A 19,039-nucleotide genomic window follows, 5' to 3' on the forward strand; every position below is an offset into this window, starting at 1 on the left:
TTTTTAATTTTAGGGTTTGGAAGTCAGGGGAGAGGTTATCGTGTAGTAATCATTCTGAGCAAAATTTCTACTTTGCGCTCCATGTCCTCTTGCCAAAATGTAATATCATCAGCAATGACACCTGATAAAGTTGTAAGGAAAATCCCGACAAGTTCTTCGGAATCTTCTTGGATAATTTCTCCGTATTCTTGTCCTTCTTTTATAAGAGGTATAAGGAAATTGATATACATTGTCCCAAGACTATCCACATAATTTTTAACTTCTTGCGGAGTTTCTTCTTTATTATCCAAATTTTGTATAATTCGAAACACGTAACTAGAAGTGGAGTCTGTGGAGGAAAATGCATATAGAACAAATTTTTTAATTTTTTCAGATGGAGACAGGTCATCTTCTTTTAATTTTTCTAAAAAATTAGTTGATGTATTGACAGCAGTTGCCCATTTTAAGCTTTCATACAGAACTTCTTCTTTTGAAGAGAAATAATGATATATTAATCCATGGCTTACCTTTGCAGCTTTTGCTATCGTGCTTATTTTTGTCAGCTTAATGCCATTGTCTGCAAAAACTTGAAGTGCTGCACTCATAATCTGTTCTTTTCTTTCATGACGAATCTGTTCTAATTGATTTTCGTTTAAAGGTGCCATCAGCAGTGACCTCCATCTTCTTTTATTAAAGTAATTATTATAATTTAGCCAAAACCGGGTAAAGATAATCGCTCTTAAACATACGAACTTCAGAATCTACAAATACGCACTTATATAAATACAAACAGCGTACTCCAGATGCCCTATATAAACAAGGCTTCCAAACCAGAAAAGTGCTAACCTTCCTAATAACTTATATTCGTTTAGGTTAGCGCATAAACAAATAAAAATAAGGTGAAAAGTCCTTTAAATTAAAATGTTTAAGATAATCATACTTTATCATAAATTACTTGATGAAAAAAATTCATTAACTTTTTTCATCAAGTAATTTAAAAATAATCCCCTTATTAAATTTTAATAAATTATGAAAGAAAAGCTAAATTAATGTTTAAATTTTGTTTAAAAATAGAAATTGTCTCTTCTTTTCATTCGCAGAATTGCTATGATTGTTTATAAAGGAATAATTATGTTTAATTTAAGAAACAAACTTGAAAAGAAGAAGCAGCCATAAGGAAATGCATTAGATTATGAGGTGGAATAAATGGCACATATCCTATATATCGAAGACGAACAAGAAATCGGGCAATGGGGAACAGAGGACTTAACAGGAAGAGGTCATCAAGTAACTTGGCTAACATCTGGGAATGAATTAGAAAAATATATAAATGATATAGATCTTGCCATTTTAGATATTATGTTGCCGGGACTTGATGGTTTCTCTATTGGTAAACGAATAAAAAAAGCAAACCCAGACACACCAATTGTGATGTTATCTGCGCGTTCAGCTGTGGAGGATAAGATTGAAGGTTTAAGCTTTGCAGATGATTATGTCACAAAGCCATTTCATCCAGATGAATTAGCTGCGCGAGTCGAAGCATTACTCCGCCGTTTCCAAAAGAAAGAGGACACGATTGAAATCGGACATCTGCAAATCGATACGAAATCATTGGTTATTACCAATAAGCATACAGCAGAAGAGATTTTGTTGACAGGAAAGCAATATCAACTGTTTCAATATTTCATTCGTCACCTGAATCAAATTTTGACGAAGGAGCAGCTTTATGAAGGCGTATGGGGAGAGCGTTTTATGGAAGGAGATAAAACGCTGATGGTGCATATTCGCTATTTGCGTGAAAAAATTGAAGCAAATCCGGCGAAACCAACAATTATTGAGACAATTCGCGGGATTGGATATCGGGTGAAAAAATGAAGCGGTTTTTGAAATCTTTATTAGCGAAATATATATTGATTATCCTCATTGCTATTTTTTTAATACAAGCAGCCTACTTCATTATCATTTTTGTTTTTTTTAATTTAGTAGATGATTCAGATTCACCGGAGGATGGGAAAAATACATTTACAGAAATAGAGGAGAAATGGCATCAGGAAGCCAATGCCGTAGTATCGGAAGACGATGTGAATCAACTATTTGAAGAGTGGCGGGAGGTCTATTCAAACGCATCTATGTTTTGGGTGAATGGGAACGGTATTTTGTCTGTACAAAGCAACCTTCAAGAAAACTTACCTGTGGAATGGGACGCAACTTATACTGCAGATTTCTTAAAAAGAAATTACAATAATGATCCATTTACTGTTGTTGCTTTTGCAGGAGAAAATGAGGAAGATGGCTTTATTGTCTTTCAACTGGAGCGGGAAGCGATGAAGCCTCAAGGACAACGCCTTTTTGATCAGTATAGCTGGGCTATTGTTATGTTAACGATAGGTGTTGTGTTTTTGTTTATTTTTATATCTCTATGGTTTTTCAGAGGAATTCGTAAACGTCTTGTCCACCTGCAAGAAGCAATGGAAATTCGAGATACAGATGGGTTACCGATTCCTATTGAAGAAAAAAAACAGGATGAGATTGGTGATTTAGAGAAGTCTTTTAATCAAATGGTACAGGAATTAAGAGAGAGCAGAGAGCGTGAACAAGAAGAGGAACAACTGCGTAAAGAACTGATTGCTAATTTGTCACATGATTTACGAACACCTTTAACTAAAATAAATGCACAGGCGTATACATTGCAGAAAATGAATTTGCCAAAAGAGGCAAAGCATTCCCTTAAGTTGGCGACAACCTCTATTGAAGATGTGGATAAATTGATCGAAAATTTAATGTCTTATACGTTGCTTATGGCGAGTAAATATAAGAAGGAATTAAAAGAAATAGATATGATGCGTTTTCTCCGCCAATATTTAGCGACCTGGTATCCGGTTTTTGAGAAGGAAAGGTTTGAAGTTGATATTGACATAGAACCTTTTGAACAAAATATGTGGAAAGTAGATTCATTGTGGTTCAGCCGGATTTTAGATAATTTGTTACAAAATGTGCTGCGTCATGCGGCAGATGGCAAATATATCGCAGTGCGGACAGAGTCAACAGGGCACAACGATGCCATTGTTATTATAGATAAAGGAAAAGGAATGCAGACGAGTACAAATCAAAACGGTGCTGGGATCGGTCTTTCTATTGTTGATATGATGGTAAAAGGTATGGACCTGGATTGGGAGATGGATTCTACGGAAGAAGGAACAACGATAAAAATTATTAGAGTAAAAAGAGCTGATGTTTAGGCCTTGTTTTGAGTAGAGAAATTCTCTTAAGGGAGAAGTGATAATGAAAAGTGCTTACGTATATTGGGGAAATGGAAAAGTAAAATTAACTTGGATACAAGTTAACGAACTTCCAGAAAAGGAATTGATAACAAGTGCACACGGTTTATGCTTCAATGATAATAAATTGCTCCTGATGAATTTAAATCACAGGGGCTGGGATATACCGGGCGGGCATATTGAAAAAGAGGAAGCGCCTGCAGATTGTTTTAAACGTGAAGCTTATGAAGAAGGCTATATTACAGGCAGTTGTTCGCTTTTAGGATATATCGCAGTAAATCATACCGAAAATATCGAATGGAATTCGGAAGGACGTTACCCAAAAGTTGGTTATCAGATTTTTTATCGCATGGATGTGCAGCAAATTTATGAATTTAAAGCCGCTCATGAATCGAGAGATAGAATATGGATAAATCCGAAAGATATAAAAAAATATAATAAAAATTGGAATACATTACATCAAAGTATTTTAGATGTTGCAATGAAAAGAGACGGGTGATATAAACTGTCTCTTTTTTTGGCATTTCACCAAGCAAGATAACTTAAAAATTCCGGCTTTTTTAAACAAATTTTAAACAAAGCACATACTTTATTTTAACCTTCCATCTTTAACCTTGAAAGTAGAGGTGATAATCATGGAATATATCGTAGAAACAAAGAACTTAACAAAATCATTTGGAAAAGAAAAAGCAGTGTCAAATTTGGAAATGAAGATACCAAAGGGAGAAATCTATGGCTTCCTTGGTCCTAACGGGGCTGGTAAAACGACAACAATTCGTATGCTGTTAGGGTTGATGCGGCCAACTTCCGGTTCTGTTCAATTATTTGGCAAAGATATGAAAAACAACCGGATAGACATTTTGAAAAATGTGGGTTCGCTGGTAGAAAACCCTTCGTATTATCCGCATTTAACTGCCAAAGAAAATTTAGAAGCAAGCAGAAAAATTCTTCATGCACCAAAGGAAAGAATAAATGAAGTATTGAAGCTGGTCCGCCTGCATGGAGTTGGGAATAAAAAAGTAAAAGGTTTTTCCCTTGGAATGAAGCAGCGCCTCGGGATTGCTGCTGCCATGCTGCATCAACCTGAACTGCTCATTTTGGATGAGCCTACAAATGGACTGGATCCGTCCGGTATTATTGAAATGCGTGAATTGATTCAAAGTTTGCCAAAAGAATATGGGATGACGGTATTGATATCCAGCCATTTATTATCTGAGATTGACCAGATGGCTACAAGAGTTGGTGTTGTTTCTAAAGGGAAAATGATTTTTCAAGATTCTATCGAAAACATGCGTAAAATTGCACAAGCTTCGATTCAAATAAAGGTAAATGATAATGAAGCAGCTTGGCGTTCAATGCTTGCCAATGGACAAAAAGCCGATTTAGGAGAAGAACATATCAATCTGCAAGTGGAGGACGATGAACAGGTAGCTGCTTCCATTGACTACCTCGTCCAGCAAGGCTTCTCTATCTATCGGGTGCAAGGAGAAACACGGTCTTTGGAGAATATCTTCTTGGAGATGACAAAGGAGGAACATGCAGAATGATTTTTCCACTGATACAATCGGATTTTTTAAAGATAAAGCGTAAAGGTATGTGGTTGTTGTGTCTGATTGGCCCTTTGGGCGTGGTGGCATTGCAGATGGTCAATTATGGAGTGCGAAAAGATTATCTGTTTGAGCAGATGGATGATCGCTGGCTTTACTATCTTTTGAATATCAATACATTTACCCCGCTTGCGATTGTTTTGGGGATTGTGATTTTAACATCTTTTATGTCGAGTATTGAAGATGAAACCAATGCATGGAAGCAGTTAGTTGCTTTGCCTGTATCCAAACGGTCAGTATATCTATCTAAGTTTACGGTAATCAGCTGTATCTTATTTTTGTCTTCCGTCCTTTTATTCCTGTTTGTATTTGGTTACGGTCTGACATTGGGATTAGGAGAAGATATTCCGTATTTACGGTTAATGGAGTACAGTTTTTTACCTTTCTTTGCTGCGCTGCCGGTGTTAGGACTGCAGCTCTGGGTGGCTACGATAAGTAAAAATCAGGCTATCCCGGTAACTCTAGGCGTGATTGGTGTTATTTTTGCATATTCTGCTCCGCTTCTACCTGATTGGATGATGTGGAAATGGCCGGCTCTATCTAATGATTGGGGTCATACGTATATCAATGCCTTGTTAGGAATCGGCTTTGGAGTGTTGCTGTATTTGCTGGGAATGATTGATTTTAAAAGAAGGGACGTTAAATAAATGTTTTCCGTAATAAGTTCTGAATGGTATAAGCTGCGAAAGTCAAAAGTACTACTACTTCTATTAGTGGCACCGCTGATTGGATTATTTATTGGAATGTCCAGTCCGCTAGGCGATATAGGGGCACCCAATCCATGGTATGAAAAATTGATAATGATGAATTTTACCTACGCTGTTTTATTCCTGCCGTTAATTTCAGGGGTCTTAGCTAGTGTGATTTGCCGGTACGAGCATCAGGAAGGAGGTTGGAAGCAGCTGCTGGCGCTGCCAGTGACAAGGAGAAAAGTCTTTCTATCTAAATATCTATTGCTGCTGCTTCTGGTGTTTGCGATGCAATTATTGTATCTGGTCTCTATTTATCTGGTTGGAATGATAGAGGGGATCACTGATCCTTTTCCGATGGATATTGTCTGGAAAACGATTGTAGGAGGCTGGCTGGCCACTTTTCCATTAATTGCTTTACAGTTATGGGTTTCGATCGCATTTAAAAGTTTTGCCGCCCCATTCGCGATAAATGTTATTTTTACATTACCAACGATTTTAGTTATTAATTCGGAGCGTTTTGGCCCATATTATCCGTGGGGACAGCCATTTCTAATGATGAATATTGGCGGAAGTACAGGAGATGTCTTTTTTGTTCCCTGGAATCAAATATTAATGGTGATTGGCGGCAGTTTTCTATTGTTTTTCATTGGAGGCTATCTGTATTTCCAGAGAAAAGCGATTTAATAAGAAGAAACACAAAAGGAATGGCAGTCGTCTGCTGTTCCTTTTTCCATTATAATAGGGAGAAGGCAACGTTTTAAAAGAGAGGATATCTTAAAGTGCGAAACAGATATATTTATTGTGATTCATTTGGTAATCCTAATGAAGTATTAAAAATAACAGACAAAGAAATCACTCCCCCTGAAGCAGGAGAAGTACTTGTACGCATGTTAGCCAGACCAATTAACCCATCAGACTTAATCCCGGTAAGAGGAAGCTATTCACACAGAATTCCTCTGCCCTATATTCCGGGCTACGAAGGCGTCGGGGTTGTAGCGGATGTTGGTGCTAATGTCAGCAAAGAGCTAATAGGCAAGCGTGTTTTACCATTACGGGGAGAGGGGACATGGCAGGATTTTGTCCGGGTGCCTGCTGCATTTGCTGTACCTGTACCGGAATCCATTGATAAGATACAGGCTGCACAACTATATATTAATCCTTTGACGGCGTGGGTTACGCTGACAGAGATATTGAAATTACAGTCAGGTAGTGTGCTGTTAGTTAACGCTTGTGGGTCGGCAATTGGACATTTATATGCGCAGCTTGCAAGAGTTTTAAATTTACGTTTGATTGCAGTTGTGAGAAATGATAAACATACACAGAAGCTTTTAGAACTTGGCGCTTCTGAAGTGGTAGATATCTCAAGCCAATCCCTTTTTGAAATGGTGATGGACAAAACAAATGGAAAAGGAGCCGATGCGGCGATTGACTCATTGGGAGGCAGTGCTGGTTCTGATTTAGCTGGCTGTTTGCGCAATCAGGGACGTTTTTTGAGTATCGGCTTGTTGTCTGGACAGCAGATGGATTGGGGAGGCTTTGCAGATAAAGTGAAAATGAATATTTTTCATTTAAGACATTGGAATAAGGGGGTAAGCCAGGGGAAATGGCAGGGGGCCTTCCAGCAAATTTTGAGGCTTGTGGAGAAGGAAGAGCTGCTGCTGGGTATTGAGAAAGCAAATTATGATTTGGCAGATATAAAGCAGGCATTGGATACACTTACCGATGGCAGAAAGGGTAAAGTAATCTTATCCGGCAGCTGACGATGTTTTTCCGATAAAACCCGTTTCTTTTTTGTCGAGTGATTTACCGAAGAAGTCTCTATACTTGAATCAATGGAAGGAGGGAAAGGAAATGCAAAGCAGCATGAACGAAGCATTACAATATATTGAAGAGAACTTGGATACAGAAATCGATGAGAAAGAAATTGAAAAAATTACTGGTACGTCGATTTATCATTTCCGGCGAATGTTTTCTTTCTTGGCCGGGATGACTCTCACAGCCTATATTCGCAATCGGAGGCTTTCCAATGCAATGTTTGATCTGCTGCGGGAGGATGTTAATGTGACAGATATGGCTTTTAAGTATGGTTATCATTCTGTTGATGGTTTCTCCCGCGCATTCCGGGAATGGGCAAGATGTAAACCTTCTGAAGTGAAGCATCAGCGAAAGCACAAACTTAAAGCTTTTCCGAAACTAACCTTCCAACTAACGATTCAAGGAGGAGCAGATATGAATTATCGAATTGTGGAAAAAGAAGCATTTAAAATAATTGGTGTCAGTAAAAAAGTGCCAATGCAGTTTGAAGGAGTTAATCCGGAAATTGAAAAGCTGGCGCAAAGTATTACGGAATCTCAAAAAGGCAAAATGCATGAACATGCTAATCTAGAGCCTAGACAAGTAATTAATGCTTCGTATCATTTTGATGAAGGCAGAATGAAAGAAGAAGGATATTTAGAGCATATGATTGGTGTATTGACAGACGAAGAAGGACCGTTTGGCGGGCTGGATGTGCTGGAGGTACCTGCCCATACTTGGGCTATTTTCTCTTCACAAGGACCGTTCCCTCAAACGATGCAGGAAATATGGGCAAAAATTGCTGCTGAATGGCTTCCTTCCTCCAGTTATGAATTAGTGGAAGCACCTGAAATCTCTTTTGTAGAAGATTATAGCAATCTGGATAATGTATATAGTGAGATTTGGATGGCTGTAAAGAGAAAGGATTAGAAGGGACACAAATGTGAAAAACGAGGTGCTGCTTTAGAGCGCCTCGTTTTTCATAATGATGATATTTGTTTTGGAGATTCATAAAGGATGCTTCCCTTACGATATGTTAACCCTCCAAATTATAATCAACCCACATCCCGTAATCCGGAAATGTAAGCAGGGATGGATTTGGAAAAAGCAGCTGAACATCCTCGACATCATCACTGACTATTTCATAATAGACGGTTCCTTCCAGCGTTTCACCTGGACCAATTTTTCCCTCAGGTCCTTCATATAAATCTTCGACAGGTTGTCCATCGATTACAAGGTGATTAGAACTGTTTGCTCCTTGACCATCTACCAGGCCTTCTACATGCGGCTGTGGAAATTTATGATATAAAGTTACATCTTCATCAAGTTGATTTTCAAATGTCATATCAACAGCAAGCACAGATTCCGTTTCATCTCTTAAATCAAGATTTTCATTCCCTTCATTGATTTCCACATTGCTGATATTCACCTTGAAAAATGTATCTTCTCCATAATCGTTTAAATACATGTCTTCTCCAATATCATAAGTGCCAATCTGATCTCTGCGCTCATCCTGAGGAGTGTGGAAAACAATTTCAGGTATATCCTGCATGAAATTCCACATGAGTGCACCGGCATAGAGTGATTTTTCATCTGCCGCAACAGCTCCGACCAAATCCATGGATTCGCCTTCGTCTAAACTTTCCTGGAAAGACGCCAGCTGGTCAGTGAATGTATCGTTTTCAGGGTAACTTAAATCAAGGTCGAAACTTCCATTAAGAGCTGCATATTCCGGTATAACGTCCCCCATATTAATGGAACGATCCCCGATATTTTCTACGGTATAATCAACAAACGCAACAGCGTCATCCTCTGATGGGGAAGCGATACTTTCTTCAATAAATGCTTGATGATCATCTCCGTCCTCTATCCATATCTCATTAACGGTAATTTCTGCAGGGACACCAGAACTGTATCCCTCGATTTCAAATGTTTCTCCCATTTCATGATAGAACTCAGAACCTTCTGATTCATCATTTGTAGCTTCTTCCTCCGTACCGTTAGCCGCTGTATCTTCCGTCTCTTCATTTTGATCTGCTGCGGCGCTCGAGTCTTCATTGTTTTCATCGGAATTAGAGCTGCATCCAATCATCAAGACTGCGAAAGCAATGAATAAAAGGAGCGTTCGTAAAAAACCTGCTGTTCTTGCTGTTTTGTACATTGCCGTACTTCCTTTCTTAATAATTTTTAGAAATTTGAGCAAATAATCCTTTGTTCTTACCTTATCATTTAAAGACAATGGCATCAAATAATTCAAAAATATGTGAATAATATAATTATGTTATGGATATCCCAAAAGGGCAGTATGTGATAAAATTTTAGTATATAAAATGAACAGGAGCTGTTAGGCATGATTAAACATATCGTACAATGGAATCACCGTGAAAATTTTAGTGAAGCAGAGAAGAAGACCAATGCAGAGAAAATTAAGAACGAGTTAGAGAGTTTAAAAGAGAAGATAGATGGTGTTGTTTCTATCAAAGTCATTATTGATCCGCTGGCGACAAGTGACCGTGATATTATTCTGGATAGTGAATTTGAAACGGAAGAGGCGTTACAGCAATATCAAATACACCCGGAGCATGTCCGTGTATCCGAATTTGTAAAGGAATGCGTGCAGGATCGAGTTTGTGTCGATTATCAACTATAATCACGAATAGAAGCAGTGTAGAAAGGTTTTCTATGCTGTTTTTTCTGTGTGCAGCAAGGGTTACATAAAATGAATCTGAGAAAGGATGCAGTTGGATGAGTGACAAATGGCTAGAGTGGGCAAAGCAAATCCAGTCGTTAGCACAGGCAGGATTAACTTTCACAAATGATATGTATGATAAAGAGCGGTATGAACAGCTGCGTACCTTAAGCATCGAGATAATGAACGAATATACGGACCACAATTTTGAATCTATCCGTGATTTATTTGCTAATGAAACAGGATATCAGACTCCAAAAGTAGATGTGCGGGGCGTAGTTTTCAAGAATGACCGTATTTTAATGGTACGTGAAAAACATGATGATGCTTGGGCGTTACCAGGCGGTTTTTGCGATGTCGGTGAATCGCCAAAAGAAAATGTTACCAAAGAAATTCTGGAAGAAGCGGGGTTTCATGTTGAAGCCAAGAAGCTGCTCGCTGTTTTTGATACGAATAAGCATGCGCATCCGCCACAGCCTTACCAATATTATAAATTATGTATTCAGTGCGAGATTATCAGCGGGGAAGCCAGCTTAGGTATGGAGACTAAGGGGATTGATTTTTTTGCAGAGGATAACCTGCCTAATCTTTCATTAAACCGGAATACGGAAATACAAATCAAACGTTTATTTGAATTTTTAAGAGACCCGGAGAAACCGGCATTATTTGATTAATACCATACGGATGAAGCATTGCTTCTTGGGAAGAAGAGAATATTTCTGCTGTTCTAAATTTCTTGTAAAACACGTCCATGTCCTTTAGAATAGGGATGTTTTCTTAGATGATGAGGCATGCACAGGAAGAAGAGAATTCCTGGCAATCCGAAAGTAAATGGAATAATCAAAAGTGGAAACATATTGATATAGAAGCAAAAAGGAGAGTAGACATGGACCGGACGAAATTAAGCTCGGAAAGTAATCGATTTATCGAAAAACTGCGGCTGTATTTATTTTCTCAAGGGATTGAGCAGTCGGATATTGAAGATGTTGCAGATAATCTGGCACAGCAGCTTTATGAGATGGAACAGAATAATGAGCCGATTGAACAAATTACCAATCAATCCCCACAGGAATATGTAGACAAGCTGAAAAAAGAAGTGGATGAAAAAAAGAATCCGTCGGTATCCTGGCTGATACCTTATATTCTGATCGGCGCGATTGTTTTTATGCTGTTTGGGGACGCCTTACGCGGGGTATTGTATGGAGAAATTGTAGCGTACAGTCTTTTTAGAATCCTGAGTACCGTTGTTATTGGGCTATTATTTATCATTGGTTCTGTATTTGCAGTGCGGTATACTTCTGGAAATCAGTTATCTGAATCTAAAAAATATGCCATGCTCGCTATTCCGGCAGTGATAGGCATGCTTTTATTTATAGCGGCTTATTTTATAGATGGTTATGTGGAAACGTCGCTTGTTACGATTCCATTCGCAGGTAGTATGATTTTATTAGGAGTTGTAACAGCAACGGCGATACTGCTCTCTGTTTGGGCGAAAACATGGATATTGCCCGTTATTTTAATAGCTTGGAATTTTCCGCCCTTGATTTTGGAAAATACACCGCTTGGAGTAGATATGCAAGCGTTTCTGGGTATTATTTTAACGGTGTTGATTGTAGGGGCTTATATTTATTTAGAGTTTCAAGAAGAAAAATAGCTGTAACCAGACATATTTTGTTAGAATGTAAGCAATGAAAGATAAGCAGGAATCAAAATAGATAAGAGGTGCTTGAAGTGAAGGGTTACTTGGCAAATGGGTTATTTTCAATGGGCGATCGTTATGTGAATGAACAGCTGGCAAAGGCGATTCGTGAAGCTGTTCCAGAGATAGATTTATATCTCCCGCAGGAAAATGCTGCAATTAATGATAAAACGGCTTATGCCAATAGTGAGATTATTGCAGAAGCGGATTTATCCAAATTGGAAAAGAGTGATATTTTAATCGCAGTACTGGACGGTGTAGAGATAGATTCTGGTGTAGCTGCTGAGATTGGTGCTTTTTCGATGTTGAAACGTCCGATTGTTGGTGTATTTACGGATACCCGCCAGCAGGGGAGAGATAATCAGAAAAAGATAGATGCGCTTGTGGAAGATGCTTTAGAAAATCAATTTGTTTATCGCAATTTATTTTTAGTAGGCTTAGTTAAGCGGAATGGTGTGATTACCTCTACGATAGAAGAGGCTGTGGAAGCTGTATTAGAGGTAAAGAATAGACAGCTATAATGCTTTTAGAGAAAATCAAAATTGTCCTTCATGCTGCTATGATGGGCGGGTTTGGTTTTCTCTTTTTTATTGATGTCCTCCATCCTATTTAATGAATAAACAGATAATGTTGAAGGAGAAGGGTTATGTCAAAAACGGAAAGAATCACCTTAAAGCTTTTATCCGAAGAATACATGGATCAGCTGTATCAATTTGAGCTTCCGGAAGAGCAGCATCAATTTACTGCGCTGCCGAAAGAGGTCGTTGATCTGGCTGAAGGTCAGTATGGCGTTATGATTATGAATCACGGGGAGCCGGTGGGTTTTTTCCTGCTGCATCAGACAGACCGTGTAAAAGAATACACCGATAACCCTCATGCTATCCTTTTGACTGCGCTATCTATTGATCAAGCTCATCAACGCAAGGGGTATGCCAGAAAAGGGATGCGGTTACTGGAGGATTTTGTGAAGGATACATTTCCTGAATGTGATGAGATCATTTTAGCAGTTAATCATAAAAACACAGCCGCACAAAAGCTTTATCAATAAGTTGCATTTGCAGATACGGGTATACGAAAAGAAGGTCCTAAAGGAGAGCAATATATTCTAGCTTTAAAGCTTAGGTAAATCGAGTAAAAAATATTCCTGTTTCTAGGTATTGTAAAAACACAGGACAATTGTATTGTTATTGAAAGAAAGTAAAAGAATAGAATGAAAAATCAGTTCTTTTTCCCTGTTGATTTCCAATCTCGCTATGCTATTTTTAAAAGGAAAAGACGGGAGGAAGAAAATGAAAAAAATACTTGGTTTGATGACAGCGGGAATAATGGCTTTATTTGTACTGGCTGCGTGTGGAAATGATGAAGGTAATGAGAATAATGCTTCTGACAATGAACAGGCAGAGGAAAGTGAGCAGGCTGAAAGTGGCGAATCTGCCGGTGATGGAGAAGAGAGTACAGAAGAAGAGCAAGAGCAGGAAGAAATCCAGCCGGGCGATGTAGAATCAGATATATTTTCCGCGCTTGTGGCAGGTTCGGAGACGTATTCTGTTCAGGAAAACGGCGTTGATATTTTAGAAGATGGTTCTGTACATAGCCGCTTAAAGGTAAATCTGGAGATTGATGATGGTGACATTGATTTTGATTATATGAAACAAACCGCAGAGGATGATACGGAGATAATTGGAGAATTATTAGGGGAAGTGGAAGCCGTTGAAACAGCTGAACTGACGTGGTTATTTAATTACCATGGTCCGTTTTACACCTTTCAATTAGAGCGGGATGGCGATAAATTAATGGTTACGGAAGAAGATTTTAACGGAGACCAATTAAATGATCATATAGAATCGTATGTCCCTGCGTCAGAAGTAGAATAAGATTTAGATTATCTGCAAATATAGAATTCATTGCTCCGACAGGCGGGAAGACACCTTTTTCAAGCGTGTGAAAGGTATAGACTAAGTGAGGGGGAAACGAATATGAGTAACGTATTTACTGCATACGAAAGTACGATAGCCGCTGTTTCCGAACTGAAAAAAGTAGAGGAACAGACATTGAACACTCCTATAAAAGAAGATGCCTGGTCGATAAGAGAAATTATTGGTCATATGTATTATTGGGATGACTACAATCTTCATAATATGGTTTCCCAAATGCAGCAGGGAGCGAACCTGCCGGCATTTCCAGACCACGATACGCAGAATGAAAAGGCGATTCAATCACTTGAGGGAAAAACCGTTGATGAAATAATAGAGTTATTTATGGAACGGAGGAAGCAGCTGTTAGAGAAGATTAGAACGGTAGATAAAAATGATAGATTTACCATCGGAAGCGGAAAGCGGAAATTTTCAGCAGAGAGCTTCCTTAAAATTTTTACAAAACATGATGAGCATCATTTAAAACAGATAAAAGATTTTCTGGCTGCGGCTTAAGCGGCAAAAAGCGATCCGGCGGGCAGGTTGATTCATTGCTTGTTGGATCGCTTATTGTATGAAAACATTCATTTAAAGTTAGCATATACTTTCAGCTTCCCGATGGTTTCAAAGCCGAGCTTTCGATAAATACCCTCCGCTTCCGGAGAGGCTTGAAGGGTGCAATATTCAGCTCCTGCAGCTATAGCAGACTCTATCAGATGGTACATCAGCTTTGTACCCAATCCGCGTCCTCTTTCCCTTTCTAACACAGCAATATCATGAATTCCTGCTGTGTTTTCCGTAAACAATAATGAACCAATAGCAACCGGTTTGCCCCGGTAATAGCCAAGAAAATGCTGTGACTGTTTATAATCTGTAAAGCTATGCTGTGCAGCACGATGAAAATAATGATTGATTTGTATTTCTTCCTCGGTCTCCTCATATAGACTGGCCAGAATTGCACCGAAAGTAATCAGTTGTTCTGGAGCAGTAACTTTTTTAAATTGCATCGTTGAATCTTTATGAGGACCCCCAGGATGAAAAGCTGTCAAATCAGCAATCATTCCTAAATAATCCGTTTCGTATTCAACTAACCCCGCTTTTTTAAACATACTGGTTATCTCTGGTTGGTCTTCCCATCCCCATACATTCATGGGGTATCCTTTATTTTCATACATAGCTATGATTTTTTGAACATGTTCCTCTTGCGGGAGCGGGGTATCTTCGGATAAGGTAACGACATTAAAATTATAGGATGGAAGCTGGGCATCGATAGAAGTAAAGCCATGTTCTTCATAAATGACTGCTTCCTTTGTTTTTCTTGCTGCTGCTTTTGATTTCTCAGTTAAATTATGCATCATGATTTCCTTCTGCTCTTTCTTATCCATCACGCCACTTCCTTTCCTGACAAAGCTCGCTTTTATTCTATCAATGAAAAGTTTGCGGCGTCCATTAATCGTGAAAAGAAATCAAATCATTTCCTTGACAATACCTATAAGGGGTATGTTATGATGAGTATAGAATGTAAGGGAGGTTAGAAAAATGGCTAACGAAACAATTCAAGTTCAGGGTATGTCTTGTCAGCACTGCGTGAGTTCTGTTGAAGGAGCAGTAGGCGGTCTGGATGGCGTAGATACAGTGAATGTTCGTCTTCAGGAAGGTAAAGTGGATGTTGCCTTTGATGAAGGGAAAGTTAAACTGAACGATATTACCGAAGCAATTGAAGATCAAGGTTATGATGTTGTTTAAATAGGAACACATCTTGTCTAGATATTTTAATAAAGGTCGTGCGAGAGGTTTCGCGCGATCTCCTTTATAAATAATTACATACCCTGCATAGGTATGGGAGGTGGTTTGGGTGGAAGCTAAAAAAGAAGTCACATTGCCTATTGAAGGAATGACCTGTGCGGCTTGTGCTACCCGAATTGAAAAAGGCTTGAAGCGGGTAGACGGTGTAGAAGATGCCAATGTTAATTTTGCAATTGAAAAATCGACGATACACTATAATCCAGAGCAGACATCGGTAGCGGATTTTGAGAAGAAAATCGAACAGCTGGGCTATCATGTCCAGCATGACAAGCAGACCTTTGATGTAGAGGGCATGACCTGTGCAGCATGTGCGAATCGGATTGAGAAACGTTTAAATAAAATGGATGGCGTGACAGAAGCCAATGTCAATTTCGCATTGGAAAATGTGGCGGTTGAATATAATGAAGATCAAGTAACGTCCCAGGATATGATGGAGGTTGTGAAGAAGCTCGGATATTCCCTTAAACCTCAGGTATCCAAGGAAGAGACATCAAATCGGAAAGAAGAGGAGATTCGTCATCAGACCGGAAAATTTATCTTCTCCGCTATTTTGACGCTCCCGTTATTATGGACGATGGTGACGCATTTTTCCTTTACATCGTTTATTTATTCACCGGATATGCTGATGAATCCATGGGTGCAATTAGCGCTGGCCACTCCCGTGCAGTTTATTGCAGGGAAGCAGTTTTATGTAGGAGCTTATAAAGCATTAAGAAATAAAAGCGCGAATATGGATGTACTCGTTGCTCTAGGAACATCGGTAGCCTATCTCTATAGTATTTTTCTCGGAATAGAGTGGCAGATTCATGGCGCAGCTGGCATGCCTGAACTTTATTTCGAAGCTGCTGCGGTGATTATTACGTTAGTTCTGCTTGGGAAATTATTCGAGGTTCGTGCAAAGGGACGTACCGGTCAGGCAATTAAAAAGCTGTTAGATATGCAGGCGAAAACAGCCCGTGTTATCCGTGACGGGGAAGAGCTGGAAATTGCCATTGAAGAAGTAGCTGTCGGCGATCAGGTTATCGTCCGTCCAGGAGAGAAAATACCGGTTGATGGCGCGATTGTCAAAGGCAAATCAGCTGTGGATGAGTCAATGATTACCGGGGAAAGTATTCCAATCGATAAAAATATTGGGGATACGGCAATTGGCTCTACCATCAATAAAAATGGCATGCTGACAATCGAGGCCACGAAAATTGGAAAGGATACCGCACTTGCGCAAATTGTAAAAGTTGTAGAGGAAGCGCAGGGAAGCAAAGCGGATATTCAGCGAGTAGCAGACCGTGTATCTGGAATCTTTGTTCCTGTAGTTGTCAGTATTGCGGTTGTGACATTCCTTGGCTGGTATTTCTTGGTTGCTCCAGGAGATTTACGCGCAGCTTTAGTTCCTGCAATTACGGTCCTGGTTATTGCTTGTCCCTGTGCACTTGGGCTGGCGACGCCGACATCGGTTATGGCCGGATCAGGCAGAGCTGCGGAATTAGGCGTTCTGTTTAAAGGCGGAGAGTATCTAGAAAATACACGTATGATTGAAACAATTGTACTGGATAAAACAGGAACCGTCACCAAAGGAGAGCCTGCTTTGACAGATGTTGTTCCTCAAGGAGATATTACCAAGGAGGAGCTGTTAAAAATGGCAGCTTCTGCTGAGAAGCATTCGGAGCATCCGCTCGCAGAAGCCATTGTGAAAGGTGCAGAAGAAGAGCATATTGATTTAATCGAAACAACAGATTTTGAATCGGTGCCCGGAGCAGGTATTCAAGTAACCTGGGAGGGGGAGCCTCTCTATATTGGTACACGAAAATTGATGAAGCAGCAAAATATCGAAATTGGTTCCATCGAAGAAAAAATGACGGAGCTTGAAGCAGCAGGAAAAACGGCAATGCTTATCGGTTATAGAGGTGCACTGGCAGGAATGGTTGCTGTTGCCGATACAGTAAAAGAAACATCGAAAGAAGCAATTGAACGTTTGCATGAACAAAACTTGGAAGTCATCCTGCTTACTGGAGATAATGAAAGAACAGCGCAGGCCATTGCCAAAGAGGTTGGTGTCGATCGTGTCATTGCAGAGGTCTTGCCAGGTCAAAAAGCAGATGAAATTAAACGTCTGCAGCAGGAAGGCAAGAAAGTAGCAATGGTAGGCGACGGCATTAACGATGCTCCCGCCTTGGCAATTGCAGATATTGGAATGGCAATTGGTACAGGAACCGATGTCGCCATAGAAGCAGCAGATGTGACACTGATGCGCGGTGATTTACACAGTGTGGCTGACAGTATTGAGCTAAGCGCCAAAACAATGCGGAATATCAAGCAAAATCTATTTTTCGCCTTTGCCTATAATTCTGCATCTATTCCAGTTGCTGCGATTGGACTGTTAGCCCCATGGGTTGCTGGCGCAGCGATGGCGTGCAGCTCCGTATCCGTCGTGCTCAATGCACTCAGACTTCAGCGCTTGAAGCTGAAAAGGGAGGCGTAATCGATGTCGATTAAAAAATGGGTAAGTATCGGGATTATTTATGTATGTGCTGTAGTTATTGCATATGGTGTGATCACAGGGGATAATCCATTTGAAAGCAATGATTTAGAGCCTCATGATCATGCAGCAGCACAAGTTGTAGAAGTAAATTCAACTGATTTTATATAGAAATAGATAACAGCCTGTATTCTTTTATCGAGAATACAGGCTGTTTTTTTATTAGGAAGATGTCCAGCTTCCTCCGTTAATATGAATAGCTTGTCCAGTCATATAAGAAGCTTCCTTGGAGGCAAGCATCACATAAGGCCAAGCATGCTCTGATGGCTGACCGGGCCGTCCCATTAAAGAATCTTGTCCAAATTGTTCCACTTTCTTTTCGTCAAATGAAGATGGAATCAACGGTGTCCATACAGGTCCAGGAGCGACGGTATTCGCTCGAATTCCTTTTTTAGCAAGACTTTGTGCAATACTTCTAGTGAAAGCAGTAATCGCCCCTTTGGTTGCCGAATAGTCCATTAATGTAGCATTTCCTTTATAGGCATTGATGGAAGAGGTATTAATGATTGAATCTCCTTGTCCCATATGCGGAACAGCTGCTTTCGTCAGATAAAATTGCGAGAAGAAATTCACGCGGAATACTTCTTCAAACTGTTCAGAAGGAATATCTTCTACATTTTCCTGGTCAAATTGGATGGCAGCATTATTGACTAAAATATTGATGCCGCCAAATGCTTCTACTGTTTTTTGGACTAAATCAATACAATGAGCTTCTTCTTTGATATCTCCAGGAAGAAGGAGACATTGGACGCCCTCTGCTTCGACTAGCTTTTTCGTTTCCTCTGCATCTCCGTGCTCATCTAAATAAGAGATGGCAACATTTGCTCCCTCTTTCGCGTATAAAATAGCAACAGCACGGCCAATTCCGCTGTCACCGCCGGTGATCAGCGCATGTTTTCCTCTTAGTTTATCTGTACCTGTATAATCTGTTGGCTGATGCGGGAGCGGGTTCATTTTCGATTCAATTCCCGGCTGCTTATCTTGTGTTTGTCTTGGTGTACTGCCTTTTTGCATTTCTGTCGGTTTCATCATACGTTCCTCCCTTTTTT

Annotated in this window: 22 protein-coding genes; 18 read left to right on the forward strand and 4 right to left on the reverse strand. The window is 39.7% G+C overall.

Annotation, left to right across the window (positions count from 1 at the left end; all coding sequences use genetic code 11):
- Positions 1–35 precede the first annotated feature (35 nt).
- Positions 36–644 (reverse strand): TetR/AcrR family transcriptional regulator, encoded by a 609-nt coding sequence (locus tag MKY45_RS02695; RefSeq protein WP_193062700.1) that lies wholly within the window; start codon positions 642–644, stop codon positions 36–38.
- 541 nt (positions 645–1,185) lie between these two features.
- On the opposite strand from MKY45_RS02695, the gene MKY45_RS02700 reads away from it, so the two are divergent.
- From MKY45_RS02700 to MKY45_RS02735, 8 genes are all read left to right on the forward strand, one after another.
- Entirely contained in the window at positions 1,186–1,854 is a 669-nt protein-coding gene (locus MKY45_RS02700; protein WP_332093925.1) for a response regulator transcription factor, read from the forward strand.
- An 8-nt stretch (positions 1,855–1,862) separates the two neighbouring features.
- Entirely contained in the window at positions 1,863–3,218 is a 1,356-nt protein-coding gene (locus MKY45_RS02705) for a HAMP domain-containing sensor histidine kinase (RefSeq protein ID WP_341172452.1), read from the forward strand.
- Positions 3,219–3,261: 43 nt separating this feature from the next.
- Positions 3,262–3,756, forward strand: coding sequence for an NUDIX hydrolase (locus MKY45_RS02710; protein WP_341173461.1), 495 nt, complete (start codon positions 3,262–3,264; stop codon positions 3,754–3,756).
- A 136-nt stretch (positions 3,757–3,892) separates the two neighbouring features.
- Positions 3,893–4,804, forward strand: coding sequence for an ABC transporter ATP-binding protein (locus MKY45_RS02715; protein WP_193062708.1), 912 nt, complete (start codon positions 3,893–3,895; stop codon positions 4,802–4,804).
- A complete protein-coding gene (locus tag MKY45_RS02720; protein WP_193062710.1) occupies positions 4,801–5,511 on the forward strand; it encodes an ABC transporter permease in 711 nt (236 codons plus the stop codon). Before MKY45_RS02715 ends, MKY45_RS02720 begins: the two co-directional genes overlap by 4 nt.
- A complete protein-coding gene (locus MKY45_RS02725) occupies positions 5,512–6,240 on the forward strand; it encodes an ABC transporter permease (RefSeq protein WP_193062711.1) in 729 nt (242 codons plus the stop codon).
- 95 nt (positions 6,241–6,335) lie between these two features.
- Positions 6,336–7,316 carry a zinc-dependent alcohol dehydrogenase family protein gene (locus tag MKY45_RS02730; protein WP_193062713.1) on the forward strand — a complete coding sequence of 327 codons (981 nt, stop codon included), beginning with the start codon at positions 6,336–6,338 and terminating at the stop codon, positions 7,314–7,316.
- 91 nt (positions 7,317–7,407) lie between these two features.
- On the forward strand, positions 7,408–8,280 hold the full coding sequence (locus MKY45_RS02735) for an AraC family transcriptional regulator (protein ID WP_341172453.1): 873 nt from the start codon (positions 7,408–7,410) through the stop codon (positions 8,278–8,280).
- A 106-nt stretch (positions 8,281–8,386) separates the two neighbouring features.
- On the opposite strand, the gene MKY45_RS02740 is transcribed toward MKY45_RS02735, so the two are convergent.
- Entirely contained in the window at positions 8,387–9,511 is a 1,125-nt protein-coding gene (locus MKY45_RS02740) for a DUF4352 domain-containing protein (protein ID WP_193062716.1), read from the reverse strand.
- Positions 9,512–9,700: 189 nt separating this feature from the next.
- Between MKY45_RS02740 and MKY45_RS02745 the strand changes: the two genes are divergently transcribed.
- The 7 genes from MKY45_RS02745 to MKY45_RS02775 all read left to right on the forward strand — a co-directional run bounded on the left by MKY45_RS02745 (position 9,701) and on the right by MKY45_RS02775 (position 14,167).
- Positions 9,701–10,000 (forward strand): Dabb family protein, encoded by a 300-nt coding sequence (locus MKY45_RS02745; RefSeq protein ID WP_193062717.1) that lies wholly within the window; start codon positions 9,701–9,703, stop codon positions 9,998–10,000.
- A gap of 95 nt (positions 10,001–10,095) precedes the next feature.
- A complete protein-coding gene (locus MKY45_RS02750) occupies positions 10,096–10,713 on the forward strand; it encodes an NUDIX hydrolase (RefSeq protein WP_193062719.1) in 618 nt (205 codons plus the stop codon).
- A gap of 107 nt (positions 10,714–10,820) precedes the next feature.
- Positions 10,821–11,693 carry an HAAS domain-containing protein gene (locus MKY45_RS02755; protein ID WP_193062721.1) on the forward strand — a complete coding sequence of 291 codons (873 nt, stop codon included), beginning with the start codon at positions 10,821–10,823 and terminating at the stop codon, positions 11,691–11,693.
- Positions 11,694–11,770: 77 nt separating this feature from the next.
- Positions 11,771–12,259, forward strand: a complete 489-nt coding sequence (locus MKY45_RS02760; protein WP_042531475.1) for a nucleoside 2-deoxyribosyltransferase — start codon at positions 11,771–11,773, stop codon at positions 12,257–12,259.
- A 125-nt stretch (positions 12,260–12,384) separates the two neighbouring features.
- Positions 12,385–12,786 carry a GNAT family N-acetyltransferase gene (locus MKY45_RS02765; RefSeq protein ID WP_341172454.1) on the forward strand — a complete coding sequence of 134 codons (402 nt, stop codon included), beginning with the start codon at positions 12,385–12,387 and terminating at the stop codon, positions 12,784–12,786.
- Positions 12,787–13,027: 241 nt separating this feature from the next.
- Positions 13,028–13,612 carry a hypothetical protein gene (locus tag MKY45_RS02770; protein WP_042531480.1) on the forward strand — a complete coding sequence of 195 codons (585 nt, stop codon included), beginning with the start codon at positions 13,028–13,030 and terminating at the stop codon, positions 13,610–13,612.
- Positions 13,613–13,714: 102 nt separating this feature from the next.
- Positions 13,715–14,167 carry a DinB family protein gene (locus tag MKY45_RS02775; RefSeq protein WP_042531483.1) on the forward strand — a complete coding sequence of 151 codons (453 nt, stop codon included), beginning with the start codon at positions 13,715–13,717 and terminating at the stop codon, positions 14,165–14,167.
- Between the two features lie 68 nt (positions 14,168–14,235).
- Here MKY45_RS02775 and MKY45_RS02780 read toward each other — a convergent pair whose 3' ends face one another.
- Positions 14,236–15,036 (reverse strand): GNAT family N-acetyltransferase, encoded by an 801-nt coding sequence (locus tag MKY45_RS02780; protein WP_341172455.1) that lies wholly within the window; start codon positions 15,034–15,036, stop codon positions 14,236–14,238.
- 154 nt (positions 15,037–15,190) lie between these two features.
- On the opposite strand from MKY45_RS02780, the gene copZ reads away from it, so the two are divergent.
- From copZ to MKY45_RS02795, 3 genes are all read left to right on the forward strand, one after another.
- Entirely contained in the window at positions 15,191–15,397 is a 207-nt protein-coding gene (gene copZ / locus MKY45_RS02785) for a copper chaperone CopZ (RefSeq protein WP_341172456.1), read from the forward strand.
- A 109-nt stretch (positions 15,398–15,506) separates the two neighbouring features.
- Entirely contained in the window at positions 15,507–17,933 is a 2,427-nt protein-coding gene (locus MKY45_RS02790) for a heavy metal translocating P-type ATPase (protein ID WP_341172457.1), read from the forward strand.
- Between the two features lie 3 nt (positions 17,934–17,936).
- On the forward strand, positions 17,937–18,101 hold the full coding sequence (locus MKY45_RS02795; protein WP_193062728.1) for a hypothetical protein: 165 nt from the start codon (positions 17,937–17,939) through the stop codon (positions 18,099–18,101).
- A gap of 51 nt (positions 18,102–18,152) precedes the next feature.
- Here MKY45_RS02795 and MKY45_RS02800 read toward each other — a convergent pair whose 3' ends face one another.
- Positions 18,153–19,019 carry an SDR family oxidoreductase gene (locus MKY45_RS02800; protein ID WP_341173462.1) on the reverse strand — a complete coding sequence of 289 codons (867 nt, stop codon included), beginning with the start codon at positions 19,017–19,019 and terminating at the stop codon, positions 18,153–18,155.
- Positions 19,020–19,039 lie beyond the last annotated feature (20 nt).

The sequence above is a fragment of the Oceanobacillus sp. FSL K6-0251 genome, from assembly GCF_038004725.1.
Lineage (GTDB): Bacteria > Bacillota > Bacilli > Bacillales > Amphibacillaceae > Oceanobacillus > Oceanobacillus oncorhynchi.